Source organism: Xanthomonas albilineans (genome assembly GCF_002939705.1).
Classification (GTDB): Bacteria; Pseudomonadota; Gammaproteobacteria; order Xanthomonadales; family Xanthomonadaceae; genus Xanthomonas_A; species Xanthomonas_A albilineans.
In genome coordinates this window covers 282,920-300,823 of the sequence record NZ_MDCB01000002.1, presented here as the reverse complement: position 1 = coordinate 300,823, position 17,904 = coordinate 282,920, and the positions used below count along the sequence as shown (strand labels likewise).

15 protein-coding genes, 1 other RNA gene and 2 pseudogenes are annotated in these 17,904 nt (G+C 62.8%); 7 read left to right on the top strand and 11 right to left on the bottom strand.

Annotated elements, in window-relative coordinates:
• Positions 1 to 21 precede the first annotated feature (21 nt).
• Positions 22 to 588, top strand: coding sequence for an LOG family protein (locus tag XalbCFBP2523_RS02870; protein WP_012916169.1), 567 nt, complete (start codon positions 22 to 24; stop codon positions 586 to 588).
• 170 nt (positions 589 to 758) lie between these two features.
• On the opposite strand, the gene XalbCFBP2523_RS02865 is transcribed toward XalbCFBP2523_RS02870, so the two are convergent.
• Positions 759 to 3,647, bottom strand: a complete 2,889-nt coding sequence (locus XalbCFBP2523_RS02865; protein WP_045765823.1) for a bifunctional diguanylate cyclase/phosphodiesterase — start codon at positions 3,645 to 3,647, stop codon at positions 759 to 761.
• Between the two features lie 365 nt (positions 3,648 to 4,012).
• Between XalbCFBP2523_RS02865 and XalbCFBP2523_RS02860 the strand changes: the two are divergent.
• Positions 4,013 to 4,267 (top strand): annotated as a pseudogene (locus XalbCFBP2523_RS02860) (YigZ family protein); the annotation flags it as partial.
• 59 nt (positions 4,268 to 4,326) lie between these two features.
• A complete protein-coding gene (locus XalbCFBP2523_RS02855) occupies positions 4,327 to 6,093 on the top strand; it encodes an ABC transporter transmembrane domain-containing protein (protein WP_045765824.1) in 1,767 nt (588 codons plus the stop codon).
• A gap of 411 nt (positions 6,094 to 6,504) precedes the next feature.
• Here the strand turns inward: XalbCFBP2523_RS02855 and XalbCFBP2523_RS02850 are convergent, their stop codons facing one another.
• From XalbCFBP2523_RS02850 to hrcA, 6 genes are all read right to left on the bottom strand, one after another.
• On the bottom strand, positions 6,505 to 7,614 hold the full coding sequence (locus XalbCFBP2523_RS02850; RefSeq protein ID WP_045766727.1) for a prephenate dehydrogenase: 1,110 nt from the start codon (positions 7,612 to 7,614) through the stop codon (positions 6,505 to 6,507).
• A gap of 5 nt (positions 7,615 to 7,619) precedes the next feature.
• A complete protein-coding gene (locus XalbCFBP2523_RS02845; RefSeq protein ID WP_407070979.1) occupies positions 7,620 to 7,745 on the bottom strand; it encodes a hypothetical protein in 126 nt (41 codons plus the stop codon).
• A 264-nt stretch (positions 7,746 to 8,009) separates the two neighbouring features.
• Positions 8,010 to 9,140: a molecular chaperone DnaJ gene (dnaJ, locus tag XalbCFBP2523_RS02840; protein ID WP_012916174.1), complete on the bottom strand. Its 1,131-nt coding sequence runs from the start codon at positions 9,138 to 9,140 to the stop codon at positions 8,010 to 8,012.
• Between the two features lie 149 nt (positions 9,141 to 9,289).
• Positions 9,290 to 11,212 carry a molecular chaperone DnaK gene (gene dnaK / locus XalbCFBP2523_RS02835; RefSeq protein WP_045765825.1) on the bottom strand — a complete coding sequence of 641 codons (1,923 nt, stop codon included), beginning with the start codon at positions 11,210 to 11,212 and terminating at the stop codon, positions 9,290 to 9,292.
• Between the two features lie 149 nt (positions 11,213 to 11,361).
• The gene (grpE, locus tag XalbCFBP2523_RS02830; protein ID WP_045727616.1) at positions 11,362 to 11,883 is read right to left on the bottom strand and encodes a nucleotide exchange factor GrpE; all 522 of its coding nucleotides are present in this window, start codon (positions 11,881 to 11,883) and stop codon (positions 11,362 to 11,364) included.
• A gap of 168 nt (positions 11,884 to 12,051) precedes the next feature.
• Complete coding sequence (gene hrcA, locus XalbCFBP2523_RS02825; protein WP_012916177.1) at positions 12,052 to 13,110, bottom strand: heat-inducible transcriptional repressor HrcA; 1,059 nt, start codon at positions 13,108 to 13,110, stop codon at positions 12,052 to 12,054.
• Positions 13,111 to 13,221: 111 nt separating this feature from the next.
• Between hrcA and recN the strand changes: the two genes are divergently transcribed.
• Positions 13,222 to 14,889 carry a DNA repair protein RecN gene (gene recN, locus XalbCFBP2523_RS02820; protein ID WP_045765826.1) on the top strand — a complete coding sequence of 556 codons (1,668 nt, stop codon included), beginning with the start codon at positions 13,222 to 13,224 and terminating at the stop codon, positions 14,887 to 14,889.
• A gap of 128 nt (positions 14,890 to 15,017) precedes the next feature.
• Here recN and fur read toward each other — a convergent pair whose 3' ends face one another.
• On the bottom strand, positions 15,018 to 15,440 hold the full coding sequence (fur, locus tag XalbCFBP2523_RS02815) for a ferric iron uptake transcriptional regulator (protein WP_012916179.1): 423 nt from the start codon (positions 15,438 to 15,440) through the stop codon (positions 15,018 to 15,020).
• Between the two features lie 102 nt (positions 15,441 to 15,542).
• Between fur and XalbCFBP2523_RS02810 the strand changes: the two genes are divergently transcribed.
• Positions 15,543 to 15,941 (top strand): outer membrane protein assembly factor BamE, encoded by a 399-nt coding sequence (locus XalbCFBP2523_RS02810; RefSeq protein WP_045760733.1) that lies wholly within the window; start codon positions 15,543 to 15,545, stop codon positions 15,939 to 15,941.
• Between the two features lie 33 nt (positions 15,942 to 15,974).
• On the opposite strand, the gene XalbCFBP2523_RS02805 is transcribed toward XalbCFBP2523_RS02810, so the two are convergent.
• Both XalbCFBP2523_RS02805 and XalbCFBP2523_RS02800 read right to left on the bottom strand, forming a co-directional pair.
• Positions 15,975 to 16,229, bottom strand: coding sequence for an RnfH family protein (locus tag XalbCFBP2523_RS02805; protein ID WP_045765827.1), 255 nt, complete (start codon positions 16,227 to 16,229; stop codon positions 15,975 to 15,977).
• Positions 16,230 to 16,234: 5 nt separating this feature from the next.
• Positions 16,235 to 16,666: a type II toxin-antitoxin system RatA family toxin gene (locus tag XalbCFBP2523_RS02800; protein ID WP_012916182.1), complete on the bottom strand. Its 432-nt coding sequence runs from the start codon at positions 16,664 to 16,666 to the stop codon at positions 16,235 to 16,237.
• 61 nt (positions 16,667 to 16,727) lie between these two features.
• On the opposite strand from XalbCFBP2523_RS02800, the gene smpB reads away from it, so the two are divergent.
• Entirely contained in the window at positions 16,728 to 17,231 is a 504-nt protein-coding gene (gene smpB, locus XalbCFBP2523_RS02795; RefSeq protein ID WP_012916183.1) for an SsrA-binding protein SmpB, read from the top strand.
• Positions 17,232 to 17,300: 69 nt separating this feature from the next.
• Here smpB and ssrA read toward each other — a convergent pair.
• Positions 17,301 to 17,652: a transfer-messenger RNA gene (gene ssrA, locus XalbCFBP2523_RS02790) on the bottom strand.
• 59 nt (positions 17,653 to 17,711) lie between these two features.
• Here ssrA and XalbCFBP2523_RS02785 point away from each other — a divergent pair.
• Positions 17,712 to 17,828 (top strand): annotated as a pseudogene (locus XalbCFBP2523_RS02785) (IS3 family transposase); the annotation flags it as partial.
• Between the last annotated feature and the right edge of the window lie 76 nt (positions 17,829 to 17,904).

Genomic DNA, 17,904 nt, shown 5'->3' with positions numbered 1-17,904 from the left:
CTCCATCCGACATCAGGCCCAATGAAAAGCATCTGCGTCTACTGCGGTTCCAATCCCGGCAATAAACCCGCCTATGTCGAGCGCGCCACCGCACTGGGCACACGCATCGCCCAGCAAGGTCTGCGCCTGATCTACGGCGGCGGCAATATCGGCTTGATGGGCACCATCGCCAACGCGGCGATGGCGGCTGGCGGTGAGGTCACCGGCGTCATCCCCCAGCAACTGGCCGACTGGGAAGTGGCACATCGCGGCCTCAGCGCACTGGAGATCGTTGATTCGATGCACGAACGCAAGTCACGCATGTTCGACCTGTCCGACGGTTTCGTGGCCCTACCTGGCGGCTTCGGCACCATGGAGGAAATCTTCGAGATGCTCACCTGGCGTCAGCTGCGCATCGGGCATAAGCCGTGCGCCTTCCTAGACATGGAAAACTTCTACGCGCCCCTGATCGGGATGATCGATCGTATGGTCGAAGAAGGCTTCCTACACCCAGACCAACGTGCCGACTTTTGGTACGGCAGCGACATCGACGCCATGCTGGGATGGATGCGTGACTACACGCGGGTGCAGGCATCGGCAATTGATTGACGGAAAACACCGCAGCGCACAGCAATAATGTCGGAAAAAACACCGCCCCAGGCGGATGGTGAAAAATCCGGATACAAGCAACAAGACGACCCAGCGCGATGAACGCGCTGACTACACCGCCACGTCGCTATCACCCACGTTGGCGAAACGGCAACCAGCAGCGATCGCGCTCATGCCATCGTTGCTGGCATCGGCCGCCCAAGCAGATACCCCTGCCCATAGGTACAGCCCAGCTCGCGCAACGTTGCCAATTGCTGCTCGGTCTCGATGCCTTCACCGACAGTCTCGATGCCGAGCGTGTCGGCCAGGGCCAGGATGCCGCGCACCATTGTATGGCTGCCAGCGCCCGCTTCGTCATGCAGCCCAGCGACGAAACTCTGGTCGATCTTCAGCACAGAAATCGGGAAGCGGTGAAGGCAGGACAACGCTGAAAAGCCGGTACCAAAATCATCCAATTGCGCAAGCACACCGCGCTCGCGCAAGGATTGCAGAATGTCGTGCGTGTGCGTCGCATCGTCCAGCAGTGCGACTTCGGTGATCTCCACCCGCAACCGGCACGGATCAGCACCATGTGCATCGATCAGGCCGAACAGACGTTCGGTAAAATCCGCAGTGCGAAAATGTCGCGGGGACACATTCACCGAGACATAGCCGTCCTGCTCCTGCACGAGACGCCGGATCACCTGTTCATACAGCAACCAATCGACCTGCTCGATCAGTCCGCTTTCCTCACCAAGGTCGACGAACTGGCTCGGCAGCAGCATGCCACGTCTGTCGTGGTGCCAACGCAGCAAGGCTTCGTGGCCGATCACCTGACCGTCATTCAGGCGCACGATCGGCTGGTAGAACGGCTCGAAATCGCCGTGGTTGATCGCTCGGCGCAGTTCCGCTTCCAGATCCAGACTACGCAGCGCGGCTTCGTGCATGGCCTCGTCGAATACCGCGCAACGGTCCTTGGTTTGCGCCTTGGCCCGATACATTGCCGCATCCGCGTCGCGCAGCAGCTCCTCGCCATGGCTGTAGCGCGGATGCCAGAACGCAATCCCAAGGCTGCCGGAGGGGAACAGTTCGCGACCAGCGATCCACATCGGCTGAGAAAGCACATGCATCAGGCGCCGCGCCAATTCACATGCACCGTCCACCCCAATGTCGCACGGCATGAGGATCGCGAACTCGTCGCCCCCCAGACGCGCGACTAGATCGTTGCAGCGAATCGTGGACACGATCCGCCTAGCGACCTGTATCAGCATCTCATCGCCAGCGGCATGGCCGATGCTGTCGTTAACCGATTTGAACCGATCCAGATCAAGGAACAGGACGGCGAAAGTCTTGCACTCGCCACCGCGCGCACGTTCAATCGCCTCGCCGAGCCGGTCGAGCAGTTGTATACGATTTGGCAAGCCGGTCAGCGCATCGTGCATCGCCTGGTGGGTCAGGCGTTGCTCGGCGAGCCAACGTTCGGCAATCTGCGCCAGCAACTGCTCGTTGACCTCGGCCAGTTCGCGGGTGCGTTCCTCGACCCGATGCTCCAGTTCGGCATGCGCCAAGCGTATGCGCTGCTGCGCGTGCTGCCGCGCTAGACCGTTGACAACATTATGTGCAACGAAGGTCAGTAATCGCTGGTCGTATTCTGTAAAACGCACATGCTTGGTGTAGCTCTGCACGGTGATCACGCCAATCACCTCGCCCTCATCGAACAAAGGCACGCTCAACCAACTTTGCGAGCGCTGGCCGTGCGTCTGAACCTCTCCCTGCGCGATGAGCGCGTCGATCGCCTCGCGTTCCAGCAATTGCGGCCGATGGATACGCATGACATATTCGGTCATACCGCGACTGAAGCGTCGCCGCGGCCGGTGCTGGGTGTATTCGTCCACCGAATAGACGAAATCGAGCATCGTGGCGTCCTCGGACAACAAGGCGATATACAGATTACGCGCGTCGATCAACCCGCCGATGATGGCGTGCACCTCGGCATAGAACTGCTGCAAACTTTCCGAGCGAATCGCTAACTCGGTGATACTAAATAGCGCCAGTTGCAAGGCTTCCGAACGCTCGCGCTCCTGAATCTCGTCCTGAAGATCGCGATTGGCGCGCTGCAATTGCTGGGTGTGTAACTGCACACGCTGCTCGAGTTGCACTCGCGCATGGTGCCGATCCATCGCCGTCTGCACGTACTGCGCCACATAGGCCAGCATGGCACGGTCGGCATCGGTATAGCGCACCGCATGGTCGTAATTCTGTACCACGATGGCGCCGCACACCCGGCCATCGCGCAACATCGGTACACCCAGCCAGTCCTTGCTGTCTAGGCCATGCTCGGGGTTATAGTCAACATGCAGGCGTTTACGCACCTGTTTCGATGGCCCCCGCACGGCACGACCGTGACGTAACAGCGCGACGGTGAGGCTATGCGGCATATCGCGCAAAAAGTACGTCTGCTGCGGATCAGGGGAGAAGTCAGCGTAGCGATCGGAAAAGTACAGAAAGCGCATGCTCTGCTGATCTTCATCGTACTCGACGATGTAGCAATTTTCCGCATACATCAGCGATTCAAGCACGGCATGCACGCGCTGCAGCATCTGCCCCATTTGTAGATCGGCACCTGCAAGGTCGGTGATCTCGTACAGCGCTTGCTGTAGTTGCTTGGACTTTTCCAGGCTCTGGATACGTCCACGCATCCGCTCGCTATCGAGAAAGCACTGACCGAACGCGATGGCGATATCGCACCAAGCCTTGGTCTGTGACTCGGACATGGGCTGCGCCAGCTGCGCAGCCACCGCCACGCAACTACCTTCAGCCATATGACGCACATGCAGCAAAGCGGGCAATACCGACACCACCAACGTCGGATCGGCCAACGCCTCCCACACCAATGCGGGCAACCATTTCGGCGCCTGCGACGTGGCGCCGCACAGACGTCCGACCACGCCGTCAGCACAGCCAATGGCCACCGCGCTACCAGGCGGCAATAGTTCGCATAGCGCCTGCGCGGTGTAGTCCAGCGTGCAGTTGCTGGCCTGTTGAGACTTGCTGGCGATAGCGAACGGATTGAACAGCATCGACGGCGACTCTCTTGCCTGCTGGACGTCAGACTACCCCACACATCCCCTATTGACGACAGCATATCCGTTACGTAAAAACTGCAATTGGGGAGTTGACCCCATTCCACTCACCTGGGCACCTGTCTAGTCTGCCTGCATATCGCACGCGTGAAGGCTTGCGATCATCTGCCAGCATTAGCACAACGGCGCCAGCGGCAATCGGCACTTGATGCGCTCCTGAACCGGCGGACACACAGGCCCTTACACCACTAGGCTCCCAACTCGCCAGCACTTGGGAACGCTCCTGCAGAATTGAACCTGAGTCGCTGCTGCAACGAACGCGGACGGCAAGCCGTGTGCGCAGCTCGTCTACAATGCCAGCAATGCGCGATACCCTCACCCACCCCATCCGTCACGGCATGGAAATCAAGCACAGCCGCTTCCTCGCCCATGCGGCGCCGATCCCTGACGCCAGCGCGGCGCTGACGTTCGTCAAGCAAGTCGCGATAACCGATGCTACCCACAATTGCTGGGCCTACCGTCACGGCACCGCGTACCGCTCCAGCGATGACGGCGAACCCACCGGGACCGCCGGGCGTCCAATCCTGGCAGCGATCGACGGCCACGGCATCGACCGGAAAGCGCGTCTGCGCGAGGCGACTGGCGACAGAATCCGTTATTCGGAACCCCCAACTGCATGAACACCCCATCGACCGACCGGGCCAAGTCGCTACGCAAGCTCGGCAACCTGCGCGCCCTGTGGCCATTCGTTCAACATCGGCGTGGCCTGCTCATCGCCTGGCTGGTCGCACTGGCGATCTCCTCCAGCGCCACGTTGAGCCTGCCAATGGCGGTGCGGCAGATGATCGACCACGGCTTCAGCGACGCCAGCCGTATCAACCGATCCTTCGCCTTGCTGTTCGCGGTGGCCGTGGTGTTGGCAATCGCCACCGCAGCGCGTTTCTACTTTGTGTCGCTGCTCGGCGAGAAAGTCATCGCAGACCTGCGCGAGCGGCTATACGCGCATCTGATCGGCCTGCATTCCGGCTTCCACGACCGTAATCGCAGCGGCGAACTGGTGTCGCGCCTATCGGCCGACAGCGAGTTACTGCGCGGCGTCATCGGCAGCACCATGTCGGTCGCGTTACGCAGCACGGTCACCGCGATCGGCAGTATGGCGATGCTGTGCGTGACCAGCCCGCATCTGGCGGCCTATACCTTACTGGGGATCCCGCTGGCGGTGTCACCGATCGTGATCGGCGCACGCCGTCTGCAAAAGATCTCGCGTGCCAGCCAGGACCGCGTCGCCGACGCCAACACGCTGGCCGCCGAAAGGCTGGGCGCGGTGCGCACGGTGCAAGCGTATGCGCGTGAACCCTACGAACGCGATCGGTTCGGCCAGGCGCTTGCGCTGACCGTGGCGGTGGCGCAGCGTAGGGTGCGTACGCAGGCGCTGATCACCGCCGCGGGGATCCTGCTGGTGTTCGGCGCCATCGTGCTGGTGTTGTGGTCTGGCGCGCACGAGGTCGCCGCCGGCGAACTGAGCGCCGGCGCACTCGGCCAGTTCGTTTTGTATGCGATGTTCGGCGGCGGCTCGGTGGCCTCGCTGGCGGAAGTCTGGAACGAGCTGCAACGCGCAAGCGGCGGCATGGGCCGCATCGCCGAGTTGTTCAACGAACGCTCCGAGGTGGTGGCGCCGGCACAACCGCGCCCCCTGCCGCAGCCGCTGCGCGGTGAAGTGCGCTTCGAAAATGTCAGCTTCCGCTATCCGCAGCGCACCGAGCATCCGGCGCTGGATGGCTTCGATCTGCATGTCCGCCCCGGCGAGAGCGTGGCCCTGGTCGGCCCCTCCGGTGCCGGCAAGAGTACCGTGCTGGCGCTGCTGATGCGTTTCCACGATCCGCAATCGGGCAGCGTGCAGGTGGACGGTCTTGACGTGCGCACGCTGGATCCTGCGCATCTGCGCGAAGCGATCGGCCTGGTACCGCAGCACCCGACCCTGTTCGCGGCCAGTGCCGCCGACAACATCCGTTACGGCCGGCTCGAAGCCAGCGACGCCGAGGTCGCGGCCGCCGCAAACGCGGCGGAGGCCGATGTCTTCCTGCGCCAGTTGCCTGAAGGCTATGCCAGCGAACTCGGAGAGCGCGGTGCGCGCTTGTCCGGCGGCCAACAACAGCGCATCGCCATCGCCCGTGCCCTGCTCAAGGACGCACCGATCCTGCTACTGGACGAGGCGACCAGCGCACTGGACGCACAGAGCGAACACGCCGTGCAGCATGCGCTGGAACGGCTGATGGCGGGACGCACGACGCTGGTGATCGCGCACCGCCTGGCTACCGTCCTCAAAGCAGACCGCATCGTGGTGATGGACCACGGCCGCATCGTCGCCCAGGGCACCCACGACACGCTGCTCGCACAAGGCGGACTGTACGCGGAACTAGCGCGGCTACAGTTTATCGAGTGAGTCCAGGCACACGTTTGGCGAAGTCAGGTTCGCACTACGCCGGTAGCATCACGATCATCAGCGCAGCCGACGGCATTGCGCGACGACCGGGACAACGGGATCACGCTGATTCGTCATGGTCAGTCATTCGGGAGCGTCGGGACGAACCGAGCTCGACAACGGCATGAGGGCCAGATTCGCCTGCCCATACCGCCGATGCTTCCACAGCTTACCCAGAAGCATGTGTGACTCAGGTCAATTTTTCACCATATCTCTTGACAGGCTTACCAGGCAAGGCATTCAAGCGGTTGTCCACAGGTTTATCCGAGATCCATCCACAGCGCCTGTGGACGACACACTCTCTTGCAGGGACACCGTGGGACCACCTGCATTCGCTCTTCAGATGGATGAACGTGGATTCGTCGCCCCCGATCAATCCGCCAATACCCGACCGATGCCGCTGGCATCGATTTCTGCAGCCGCAGCCTGTAATGCGACAGCCTCGGTGGCCGGATCGAAACTCAGACGGAAATGCAACTCGCCTGCGGGGGTACGCGAAGAATGAATCGATGCCAGATTCACCAGATGGCGCTCGAACACATACAGCAGGGTCCGCAGCGAGCCGGCACGGTCATGCGGAAGATAGACGCTGAGCGTGAGTTGCTCGGTGAGATCGGCCAGCAGATAACCGACTCGCTCGTAGCTGTAATTGCCCTGGGCAATCGCCGCTGCCCCCAGCGCATGGCGGTTGGCGTCGAGGAAGTCGGCACGGAACTGCGCTCGCGCGGCATCGTCGCCACGGGCGACCTGCGCGCGCAACCGCGACAATTGCGCGATCAATCCATCCAGCACAGCGCCAACATGCGGATTACCGAATTGGATGTCTTCGTAAATGGCCGGATTCAGCGCCAGGATGCGCGCGATGATCGCCGTATCCAGCTCGAACGAGGCTGAGCGATAAGGCAGCAACGCCTGCAACGATCCCAGTGTCGGCGCGTGCTCGCGCAACACACCCGCCTGCGCCAGATGACTGGCATGGACCATTGCCTGCACCAGGGCCATCACCCGGTCGTGGTGGTCGGGGGTGGTCCACACGCATTCGGCTTCCAACGCGGCGCACAGGTGTTGCAGCCACGACTGCCACTGCGCCACCCGCGCCTCGCACACCACCAGCACCCGCCCCTTGAGCGTGGGCGACTTCGGCGGCGCGGTCATCGGGTGCAACCCGGCCACGTCCGCCTGCGAGGCGAGCATCGCCGCGACGGGTTCACGCTTGACTGAAGTCACGTCGAGCCAGAGTTGTCCGCGTTCACGTCCAGCGGCACGCTGCACGTACTCACCGATCAGCGCCGGCGTGTGCCGGATGGGCACCGAGAAGATCAACACCTGCGCGCGTTGCAGCAGCGTGTCCGGGTCGCAGGACTGCGGATCGGTCGGATCGTGGCCCACGACCTCCAACTGCATGCGCTCGCGAAAAAAGCAACTCAGCCAGCGACCATAAGCACCCGCACTCCCCACGATGCCGACAACCGGATGCAACAGGCTACTCACTGCGCACGCCCGGCGGCGAACCGCAACAACGGCGACTGGATGGAGATGACGTCGACCGGAACCGGCCCATCGGGCCGTTGGCGACGCTCATGAAGAAGATGACGCTCGGTGGATGCGTTCATCGCGCTAGTGTAGCGTCGGGATCTGGAGGAACTGCAGACAGCCATGCGCGTGTCGCATTGAGATCACACGATTTGGTAAAAAACGACACGCTGCAGATGCAACAACTACAGTGCCTCAGCCAGGCATCGCGGCTGGTTTGTGGAGCCAGCCCACGCTGCGGCTTCAGTCGGTGCAGACATCGCAACTGACGCCGCGGTGACGACCAAACACAACAGAACCGCCATGCAGCAGCGGATTCGTGAGAAACCTCTGAATCGGCTCCGCTAGGAGGTCATCCGATCCCAGAACCCCTTCACCCCATCGATGAAGGTCGCCGACTTCGGCGAATGCTTGCGCGCGTCCTCACCAGTGAAAGTCGCTTCGAACTGCTCAAGCAGCTTGCGCTGGTCGGCAGTGAGGTTGACCGGGGTCTCGACCACCACGCGACAGTACAGATCGCCTTCGCCGCGGCTGCGCACCGAACGCACACCCTTGCCGCGCAGGCGGAATAGCTTGCCGGTCTGGGTCTCGGCGGGAATGCGGATCTCGGCTTCGCCGCCCAGAGTCGCCACACGCACGATGTCGCCCAGTGCGGCCTGCGAGATGCGGATCGGCACTTCGCAATGCAGATCATCGCCGTCGCGCTTGAAGATCGGATGCTCGCGCACCCGCACCTCCACGTACAGGTCGCCTGGCGGGGTACCGGCCGGGCCTGCCTCGCCCTCGCCGGACAGACGGATACGGTCGCCGTTGTCCACGCCAGCAGGAATCTTGACCGACAAGACTTTGGTCTCTTGCACCCGCCCGGCACCATGACACACCACGCACGGGTTTTTTATGATGTGACCACGCCCGCCGCAATGCGGACAGGTTTGCTGCATGGCAAAGATACCGCGCTGGATACGCACCTGACCACGCCCATTACAGGTGCCACAGGTTTCGACTTTGCCATCTTCCGAACCACTGCCATGGCAATGCTCGCACTCGGCCAAGGTCGGGATCTCGATGCGCCGCTCGATACCGATCACCGCGTCTTCCAGATCCAGTTCCAGCACGTAGCCAATATCGGCACCACGCCGCGTCGCGCGCGCGCCCGCACCGACACCGCCGAAAATGTTGCCGAAGATATCGCCGAAGATATCGCCCATATCCGCGCCGCCGGGACCGCCGCCCATCCCGCCCATGCCATGTTCGAAGGCCGCATGACCGTGCGTGTCGTACATCCGCCGCTTGCTGCCGTCGGACAGCACTTCGTAGGCTTCCTTACATTCTTTGAATGCGGCCTCGGCGGCCTGGTCGCCCGGATTGCGGTCAGGGTGGTACTTCATCGCGCAACGCCGATACGCCTTCTTCAGATCGTCGTCGCTGGCAGTGCGGGCCACACCCAACACTTCGTAATAATCGCGTTTGCTCATTGGTCGTGGCTCCGGACGCGGGACACGGGACCCGGCATGGCGAAAGATTGGTACACGTTAATCACTCCAGGCGATACGAAACCCCGGACCCGGACAGCAGCGGGACCCGGCAAGTCCCCCTGCCGGGCCCCGGGTCCCGCTTCCGGGCCTTACTTCTTGCCGTCCTTGACTTCGGTAAACTCGGCATCGACCACGTCATCGGCCGACGAGGACGCATGCGCACCACCCGCACTGGCGCCCGACGGCTGCTCGCCGGCCGCCGCAGCCGCGTACAACGACTGGCCGACCTCCTCCAACGTTTTGCTCTTGGCCTCGATCTGGCTCTTATCCTCGCCCTTCATCGCGGTTTCCAGATCGGCCAGTGCGGCTTCGACCTTGCCAATCACGTCGCCGCCAACCTTGCTGCCGTGCTCGGCGATCGCGCTGCGCGTGGAGTGGATCAGGCCGTCGGCCTGGTTGCGCGCCTGCACCAACTCGTGGAACTTCTTGTCTTCCTCGCGATTGGCTTCGGCATCGGCGACCATGCGCTGGATTTCCGCGTCCGACAGACCCGACCCGGCCTTGATCTCGACCTTCTGTTCCTTGTTGGTCTTCTTGTCCTTGGCCGACACGTGCAAGATGCCGTTGGCGTCGATGTCGAAGGACACCTCCACTTGCGGCAGGCCACGCGGCGCCGGCTCAATGCCGGACAGATCAAACTTGGCCAAAGACTTGTTATAGCGAGCCTGTTCGCGCTCGCCCTGCAGCACATGCACGGTCACTGCCGACTGATTGTCCTCGGCAGTGGAGAACACCTGCGCGGCCTTGGTCGGGATGGTGGTGTTCTTCTCGATGATCTTGGTGAACACGCCACCCAGGGTCTCGATCCCCAGGCTCAGCGGCGTCACGTCGAGCAGCAAGACGTCCTTGACGTCGCCGGCCAGCACACCGCCCTGGATCGCCGCGCCCAACGCCACGGCCTCGTCCGGGTTGACGTCCTTGCGCGGATCCTTGCCGAAGAACTCGGCCACGGCCTGCTGCACCTTGGGCATGCGGGTCTGGCCACCGACCAGGATCACCTCGGTGATGTCGCTGGCGCGCAAGCCGGCATCGTTCAACGCGGTGCGGCACGGATCGATGGTGCGCTTGACCAGATCTTCCACCAGCGCCTCGAGCTTGGCCCGGGTCAGCTTGATGTTCAGATGCTTCGGACCCGACGCGTCGGCGGTGACGTAAGGCAAGTTGACTTCGGTCTGCTGCGAGGACGAGAGTTCGATCTTGGCACGCTCGGCGGCATCCTTCAGGCGCTGTAGCGCCAACGGATCCTTGCGCAGATCGATGCCTTGATCTTTGTTGAACTCGTCCACCAGATAGTCGATGACGCGCTTGTCGAAATCCTCGCCACCCAGGAAGGTGTCGCCATTGGTGGCCAGCACTTCGAACTGCTTCTCGCCGTCGACATTGGCGATTTCGATGATCGACACGTCGAAGGTGCCGCCACCCAGGTCGTACACGGCAATCTTGCGATCACCGCCGTGAGCCTTGTCCAAGCCATAGGCCAGCGCCGCCGCCGTAGGCTCGTTGATGATGCGCTTGACGTCCAGGCCAGCGATGCGACCGGCGTCCTTGGTCGCCTGACGCTGGCTATCGTTGAAGTACGCCGGCACGGTGATGACCGCTTCGGTCACCTTCTCGCCAAGGAACGCCTCGGCGGTCTTTTTCATCTTTTCCAGCACCTGCGCGGAAATTTCCTGCGGCGCCAGCTTGCGTCCGTCGGCAGTGGCCACCCAGGCATCGCCGTTGTCGTGCTGAGCGATGGCGTAAGGCACCAGGCCGATGTCCTTCTGCACTTCGGCATCGCCGAACTTGCGGCCGATCAGACGCTTGACCGCATGGAAGGTGTTCTTCGGGTTGGTCACCGCCTGGCGCTTGGCCGAGGCGCCCACCAACACTTCGCCGTCCTTGGTGTAGGCGACGATCGAAGGCGTGGTGCGGTCGCCCTCGGAATTCTCGATGACGCGAGCCTTGCCGCCGTCCATGATCGCCACGCACGAATTGGTCGTGCCCAGGTCGATGCCGATGATCTTGCCCATTGGAATGACTCCTGAAATGTCGTGTGTCCGGCCTGTGCCGGGGGTCTGGTTCGGATATAGGGATGGCCGCAGATCATTCAAGCCATCGCCGCAAATTTGCGTTCTACCGCCACCGCCGCATCCGGTTCATGCGCAGGCGGTAGCCGCGCTCAATCGTGCTTGGCCACCACCACCAGGGCTGGACGCAGCAGGCGCTCGTTGAGCAGGTAGCCTTTCTGGAATACCTGAATCACGTGTCCCGGAGCGACGCCCTCTACCTCGGCCTCACTGATTGCCTGGTGGTGCTCGGGGTCGAACGGCTGCCCAGCCGGGTCGAGCAGGGTCAATCCATTGTCGGCAGCGACCTTGAGCAGTTGCTTGTAGGTCAGTTCCAGACCATCGCGCAGCGGACTGGATTCGCTGCCGGCGGCGGTCAGCCCCGCATCCAGGCTGTCGAACACCGGCAATAAGTCGCCGAGCAGACGCTCGTTGGCGAACTTACGCGCCTGCTCCACATCGCGCGCGATGCGCTTGCGCTGATTTTCCAGGTCGGCCCGTTCGCGCAGGGCATCGGCCTTGACCAGGGCCAGTTCGCTGCGCAGCGTCTCCAACTCCGCCTGTAGCGGATCGGTCGCAGGCTGTTGCGCCTCGGTCAGATGTTCAGAATCGAATTCGGGGTGATCTTGGCTCATGTCTGGTCTGTGTCCCTGGCGGGAGGTACACCCGCGCTACCGGACCACCTAATGTGGGCGATGCGCAAGGATTCAAGATGCTGTGTTGCAGGGAAAGGGCGGAACGGGAGATAGAAGCGATAGCGCACAGCAGAAGGCCTGATCGACAAGGGCTAACCGCGCCGACCGTCAACGTTCATCAGACGGAGCCGGGTCGAGCCTTGCACCCAGCACCTCGGCGGCGATCTGCACCAGCGGGATGACCCGGTCGTAGTCCATGCGCTTGGGGCCGATCACCCCCAGCACGCCAAGCACCTGACCACCGGCCATGTAGGGCGCCGTCACCAGCGACACGCTCTCCAGAGGCACCATGCCGGTCTCCTCGCCGATGAAGATGCGCACCCCTGGGGCACGGATGGTGCGCTCCAGCAGTTGCAGGATTTCGCGCTTGCTGGCGAAAACCTCGAACAGTTCGCGCAACCGCTCCAAGTCCGACAGATCCTGCACCCCCATCAGCTTGGTCTGCCCGGCCAGCACGACATCGTCGCCGACCGGGGCCAGCGCTTGTTCGGCCAATTCAACACTGTGGGCAAGCAATTGTTCCATCGCGTCGCGTGCGCGGCGCAGGTCGCGCAACAGGCTGGCGCGGATGTCGGCCAGGGCGCGCCCGGCGAAATGGGCGTTCAGATAATTGGCGACACGTTCCAGTTCCGCCGGCTCGTAGGCCTTGCGCGGCTCGATCACCCGGTTTTGCACTTCATTGTCGGCGAACACCAGGATCGCCAGCACGCGCCGCGCATCCAGCGGCACGAAGTCGATGTGCCGGAACGCGAACTGCTCGCGCTTGGGCGCACTGACCACGCCGACGAAATGGGTCATCGCCGACAGCAACTCCGAGGCGCTACCGAGCAGCGCTTGGGTACCGGCGGCATTGGCCATCTCCGCGCGCAGCCGCGCCACTTCGTCCTCGGCAGGCGGGCGCATCTGCACCAGACTGTCGACGAATACCCGATAACCGGTGGCAGTGGGCACGCGCCCGGCCGACGTGTGCGGCGAGCTGAGCAGGCCGGCGTCTTCGAGGTCGGCCAGGATGTTGCGGATCGTCGCCGGGCTCACGTCCAGCCCGGCATGGCGGGCCAACGTCTGCGAACCGACCGGCTCGCCGTCACGGATGTAACGCGAGATCAAGGTGCGCAGCAATTGCCGGGCACGCGGATCGAGGGCGGACTGCAACGGCGAGGCAGGCATGGAATCAACCCGTGAGACTAGACACTAGATAATGGTTGCCTGGCCGCTTGGCAAGTCATTGGCCTACCTACCCGCGCATGCTAGCGTTGCGCGGCCCTGGATATAGACCCCATGCTCAAACACCTTTCGATCAAGGATTTCGCCGTCGTCCGCGGCACCGAACTGGAATTGGGCCCCGGCATGACCGTGGTGTCCGGTGAAACCGGGGCCGGCAAGTCGCTGATGGTGGATGCGCTCGGTTTCCTGTCCGGGTTGCGCGCCGACAGCGGCGTGGTCCGCCACGGCGCCGAGCGCGCCGAACTGTCGGCCGAATTCAGCCTCCCCGCCACCGCCCCGGCGCGCACTTGGCTGCGCGAGAACGAACTGGACGACGACGCGCACTGCCAGCTGCGCCGGGTGATCCGTGCTGACGGTGGTTCCCGCGCCTGGATCAACGGACGTCCGGTGACATTGACGCAACTGGCCGAACTTGCCGGTCACCTGGTGGAGATCCACGGCCAGCACGAACACCAGGCGCTGCTTTCGCGCAGCAGCCAGCTCGGTCTGCTCGACGCCTACGCCCGCAACGAGACCGAGCGCACCATGGTGCGCAGCACCGCCATGCGCTGGCAAGCACTGCTGACCGAGCGCGAGACCCTGCTGGCACAGGGCGACGTCTCCGACCGCATCGGCTTCCTGCAGCATCAATTGAACGAACTGCAGCGCGAGGATCTGGACCCGGCGGCAATCGCGACGCTGGACGCTAACCACCGTCGCCAGGCCCATGCTGCCGCGTTGATCGCGGCCTGCGAGAGCGCTGCACAATGGCTCAACGGGGACGACACACCGGCGGCACTGGAACTGTTGCAGCAGACCCGCCATGCACTGGACAAGGTCGGCGAATACGACCCGCGCCTGAGCGAGGTCCAGGCACTGATCGACAGTGCCAGCATCCAACTGGAAGAAGCGCTGACATTGCTCGAACGGACGCGCGACGACCTCGATGCCGACCCCGCGCAGTTCGAGGACATGGAACGCAAGCTCGGTCGCCTACACGACCTGGCACGCAAACACCGGATCGGCATGGAGGCGCTGAGCGCACATCGCGACGCACTGCTCGCCGAAGTGGAGAGCCTGCGCGGTACCGGTGAGCGCTTGGACGGGCTCGACGCAGAGATCGCGCAGGCCGCGCAGGCTTGGCGCGAAGCCGCGACCGCGTTGACCGCCACCCGCGCGCGTGGCGCGCAAGCGCTGTCGCGCGACACCACCGCACTGATCGGCGAACTCGGCATGGGCGGGGGGCATTTCCTGATCCAGCTCGAACCGCACGAGAGCGAACGACCCGATCCGACCGGGGCCGAACGGGTCGAATTCCTAGTCGCCGCCAATGCCGGACAGCCACCTCGCGCTTTGCGCAAAGTCGCTTCCGGCGGCGAACTCTCGCGCATCTCGCTGGCGATCGAGGTCGCCGCACTGGGTCTGGACGCGGTCCCGACCATGGTCTTCGACGAAGTGGACTCGGGCATCGGCGGCGCAGTCGCCGATATCGTCGGCAAGAAGTTGCGCGCGCTGGGCGAGCAGCGTCAGGTCCTGTGCGTGACGCATCTGCCGCAGGTCGCGGCGCAGGGTCATGCCCATTACCGGGTCAGCAAGGCACCGGTCGAGGGCATGACCCAGAGCGCGGTGGAACTGCTGGAACCGCGCCAGCGCGAAGAAGAACTGGCACGGATGCTCGGTGGTGTTGAAGTCAGCAAGGAAGCACGCGCGGCAGCCAAGCGGCTACTGCTCAGCGTCGGCTAACGCACACGGGACACACCGCGTCACGGCGTAGACGCATCGAGGCACGGCAGGCCAACCTCATCGGCGCTCTACGCCCAGTGGGGGCATGCCGCCACACGACATGCCGCACTGGCTGCGCACTACCGAACTCATCCCCTCTTGCCGCCCAAGCGCTTGCTGCGCACGTACAGCACCAGCGAGTGCTCTTCCAGTTCATAGCCGTGCTCGGCAGCGATCTTGCGCTGCAACTCCTCGATTTCCGCGCTTTCGAACTCAATGATCTTGCCGGTATCCACATCCACCATGTGGTCGTGGTGGACACCGCGGTCCAGCTCGTAAACCGCCTGCCCACCTTCGAAGTTATGCTTGAGCACAAGCCCCGCCGCCTCGAACTGGGTCAGCACCCGGTACACCGTGGCCAAGCCGATCTCGTCGCCATGGTCAAGCAACTGACGATAGATTTCTTCCGCCGTCATATGGTGACGCGCCGACTTCTGCTCCAGCAGCTCGAGGATGCGCATCCGGGGATGCGTGACCTTCAAGCCGACTTTGCGCAGATCGTGGGATTCCATGGTGTCTCCGTTCATAGCTGGTTTATCGCCAACCGCCTTGGATGGGTCGCGGCGGTCGCTGTAAGTGTATCATCGACACGATTTCCCTCATTCCTGTCCCCGATGCGCACTCTTCTGCTGGTCGCCGCTCTTGCCTTGTCCACCGCTGGCTGCGGCATCATCTACAAGCAGCCCATCTACCAGGGCAATTTGATCAAGCAGTCGGCCGTCGAGCAGCTCAAGGTCGGACAGAGCAAAGAGCAGGTCAGTGCATTGCTGGGCAGCCCCTCGATTCCGGATCCGTTCCATGCCCAACGCTGGGACTACACCTCAACCGAGCGGCTGGATCGGCTGGGCCGGACCAAGATCAAGAATTTTGTGGTGTTCTTCGAGAACGACCAGGTGACCCGCTGGGAAGGCGACTACTTCCCCGACCAGGATGCCGAACTGTCCAAGAACAGCGTGCACCAATTCGGTCGCAATCTGGCCAAGGACAAGAAGAAGCAACGCCGCGGCGAGTAAGCCCATCGCCGCTATTGGCAACATAACAAGGTTTCAACCCGGCTTGGCACGTCGCCGACGGGCATCCTTCGGATCGACCAACAGCGGCCTGAGCAGTTCCACACGATCGCCGTCCTGCAACACCCGGTTCGGCGCGGCGATCTCACCGTAGATCGCACAGGGCATGCCCGGTGTCGCTTCGGCCAACGCAGCCGACGCCAACGCATCGGCGACCGTCGCACCATCGTGCAATTGCAGCGTCCGCGACACGAATCGCTCCGGCCAAGCCAGCACCACCTCGATCTGCAAGCAAGCTACTCCCGTTCCTGGTCGGCGACACGAACGAAGTCGTTGACCATGCGATCGGCCAGGCTCTGGAAACCCAGCGCCAGCGCCGGCCCCAACAACCGCGAGGCAGGCTCGAAGTCCAACATCAAACTGACCTTGCTGGCGCGCTCGTTGAACCCCTGAAACTCCCACTGGCCTTGCATCCGTTTGAATGGGCCGTCACGCAGCAGCATCTCGATGCGTTGGGGACGCTGCAACCGATTCTCGGTGGTGAACCATGTACGGAACGATCCCAAGCCCAGATCCAGCCGCGCCACCAGGGACTGGTCGCTCTGCTCCAGGATGTGGGCCGCATCGCACCAGGCAAACCGGCGCGGATAAGCGGCGACGTCGTTGACCAGATCGAACATGCGCGTTGCGGGGTGTTCGACCAGAGCGCTGCGGCGGATGATAGGCATTCGATACGAGGAAATCAGACCAAGACGATTCGGGAAGCCCCGAATCGGAGACAATAGCAAGATGAGCAAGAAACCTGGCAAGGATAAAGCAAACGGCCCGACGGCCAACAAGACCATCGCCCTGAACAAGCGCGCGCGCCACGAGTACCATCTGGAGGATCGCTACGAAGCCGGGCTGGCCCTACAGGGCTGGGAGGTCAAGTCGATCCGCGCTGGCCGCGCCAACATCGGCGAGAGCTACGCTTTCGTCCGTCAAGGTGAACTGTTCCTGTTCGGCGCGCAGATCACGCCGTTGATCCAGGCCTCCACCCATGTGGTCGCCGACGACCGACGCACGCGCAAACTGCTATTGCACCGGAACGAGATCGACAAGCTGATCGGTCGCGTCGAACGCGACGGCTACACCCTGGTCCCCACGGCGATGTATTGGAGCAAGAACAAGATCAAGCTGGAGATCGCACTCGCCAAGGGTAAACAGGACCACGACAAGCGCAACGCAGCCAAAGACCGCGACTGGGCCCGCGACAAACAGCGGATCATGCGCCGGCACAACAAGAACGCGTGATGCCTGGACCCGGACATCGCCTTGCGGGCAGAAAAAAACCCAACGGAGAACAGTTGGGTTCTGGGTGAATGGTGGAGGTGGGCGGAATCGAACCGCCGTCCGAAGGCACTCCATCCCCGGCACTACATGCTTAGCTCATCGTTGCATCTCGCCCCGGAACAGCACGATGTGCGAAGCGCATCCCGGGACCAGCCTGCTTGATTTAGCCAGTGGCTGACAGGCAGCCACCACCGACGATTCCGTGATAATGACCCTACGTCGCGAGCACGGACACAAGCGATTTCGGGGCTAGGCCTTAAGCGGCCAGAGCGTAGTTGTCGTCGTTGGCAACTATAAGTTTGCGGCTGGATTTACGAGGAAAGCTGCCCCCTCGGCATGCGCCAAGCGATTTTGCAACCCCCGTCGAAACCAGTGCACCCCCGGGGACAACGTCAAACGCTGACTACGATAGTGTAAGGATTGGCGAGGGCGGTCACAAGACGCGCCGAGGTGTTCGACTATATGGAGATGTTCTACAACCCCAAACGCCGCCATGGTTCAAATGGCGACCTGTCGCCTGTAGAGTTCGAGCGGCGCTACGCGCAACGAGGGTCATGAGTGTCCACGGAACCCTGGGCGTATCACTGGGCAATTCATTGCCTACACTCGCCGAGCATCGCAATCCAGCAGGCGG

Coding starts and splice junctions, on each gene's coding strand:
- smpB (WP_012916183.1), top strand. CDS start 16,728: ATGAGCAAGAAACCTGGCAAGGATAAAGCAAACGGCCCGACGGCCAAC.
- XalbCFBP2523_RS02855 (WP_045765824.1), top strand. CDS start 4,327: ATGAACACCCCATCGACCGACCGGGCCAAGTCGCTACGCAAGCTCGGC.
- XalbCFBP2523_RS02800 (WP_012916182.1), bottom strand. CDS start 16,666: ATGCCTATCATCCGCCGCAGCGCTCTGGTCGAACACCCCGCAACGCGC.
- XalbCFBP2523_RS02845 (WP_407070979.1), bottom strand. CDS start 7,745: ATGAACGCATCCACCGAGCGTCATCTTCTTCATGAGCGTCGCCAACGG.
- dnaK (WP_045765825.1), bottom strand. CDS start 11,212: ATGGGCAAGATCATCGGCATCGACCTGGGCACGACCAATTCGTGCGTG.
- grpE (WP_045727616.1), bottom strand. CDS start 11,883: ATGAGCCAAGATCACCCCGAATTCGATTCTGAACATCTGACCGAGGCG.
- XalbCFBP2523_RS02865 (WP_045765823.1), bottom strand. CDS start 3,647: ATGCTGTTCAATCCGTTCGCTATCGCCAGCAAGTCTCAACAGGCCAGC.
- hrcA (WP_012916177.1), bottom strand. CDS start 13,110: ATGCCTGCCTCGCCGTTGCAGTCCGCCCTCGATCCGCGTGCCCGGCAA.
- XalbCFBP2523_RS02870 (WP_012916169.1), top strand. CDS start 22: ATGAAAAGCATCTGCGTCTACTGCGGTTCCAATCCCGGCAATAAACCC.
- XalbCFBP2523_RS02810 (WP_045760733.1), top strand. CDS start 15,543: ATGCGCACTCTTCTGCTGGTCGCCGCTCTTGCCTTGTCCACCGCTGGC.
- recN (WP_045765826.1), top strand. CDS start 13,222: ATGCTCAAACACCTTTCGATCAAGGATTTCGCCGTCGTCCGCGGCACC.
- fur (WP_012916179.1), bottom strand. CDS start 15,440: ATGGAATCCCACGATCTGCGCAAAGTCGGCTTGAAGGTCACGCATCCC.
- dnaJ (WP_012916174.1), bottom strand. CDS start 9,140: ATGAGCAAACGCGATTATTACGAAGTGTTGGGTGTGGCCCGCACTGCC.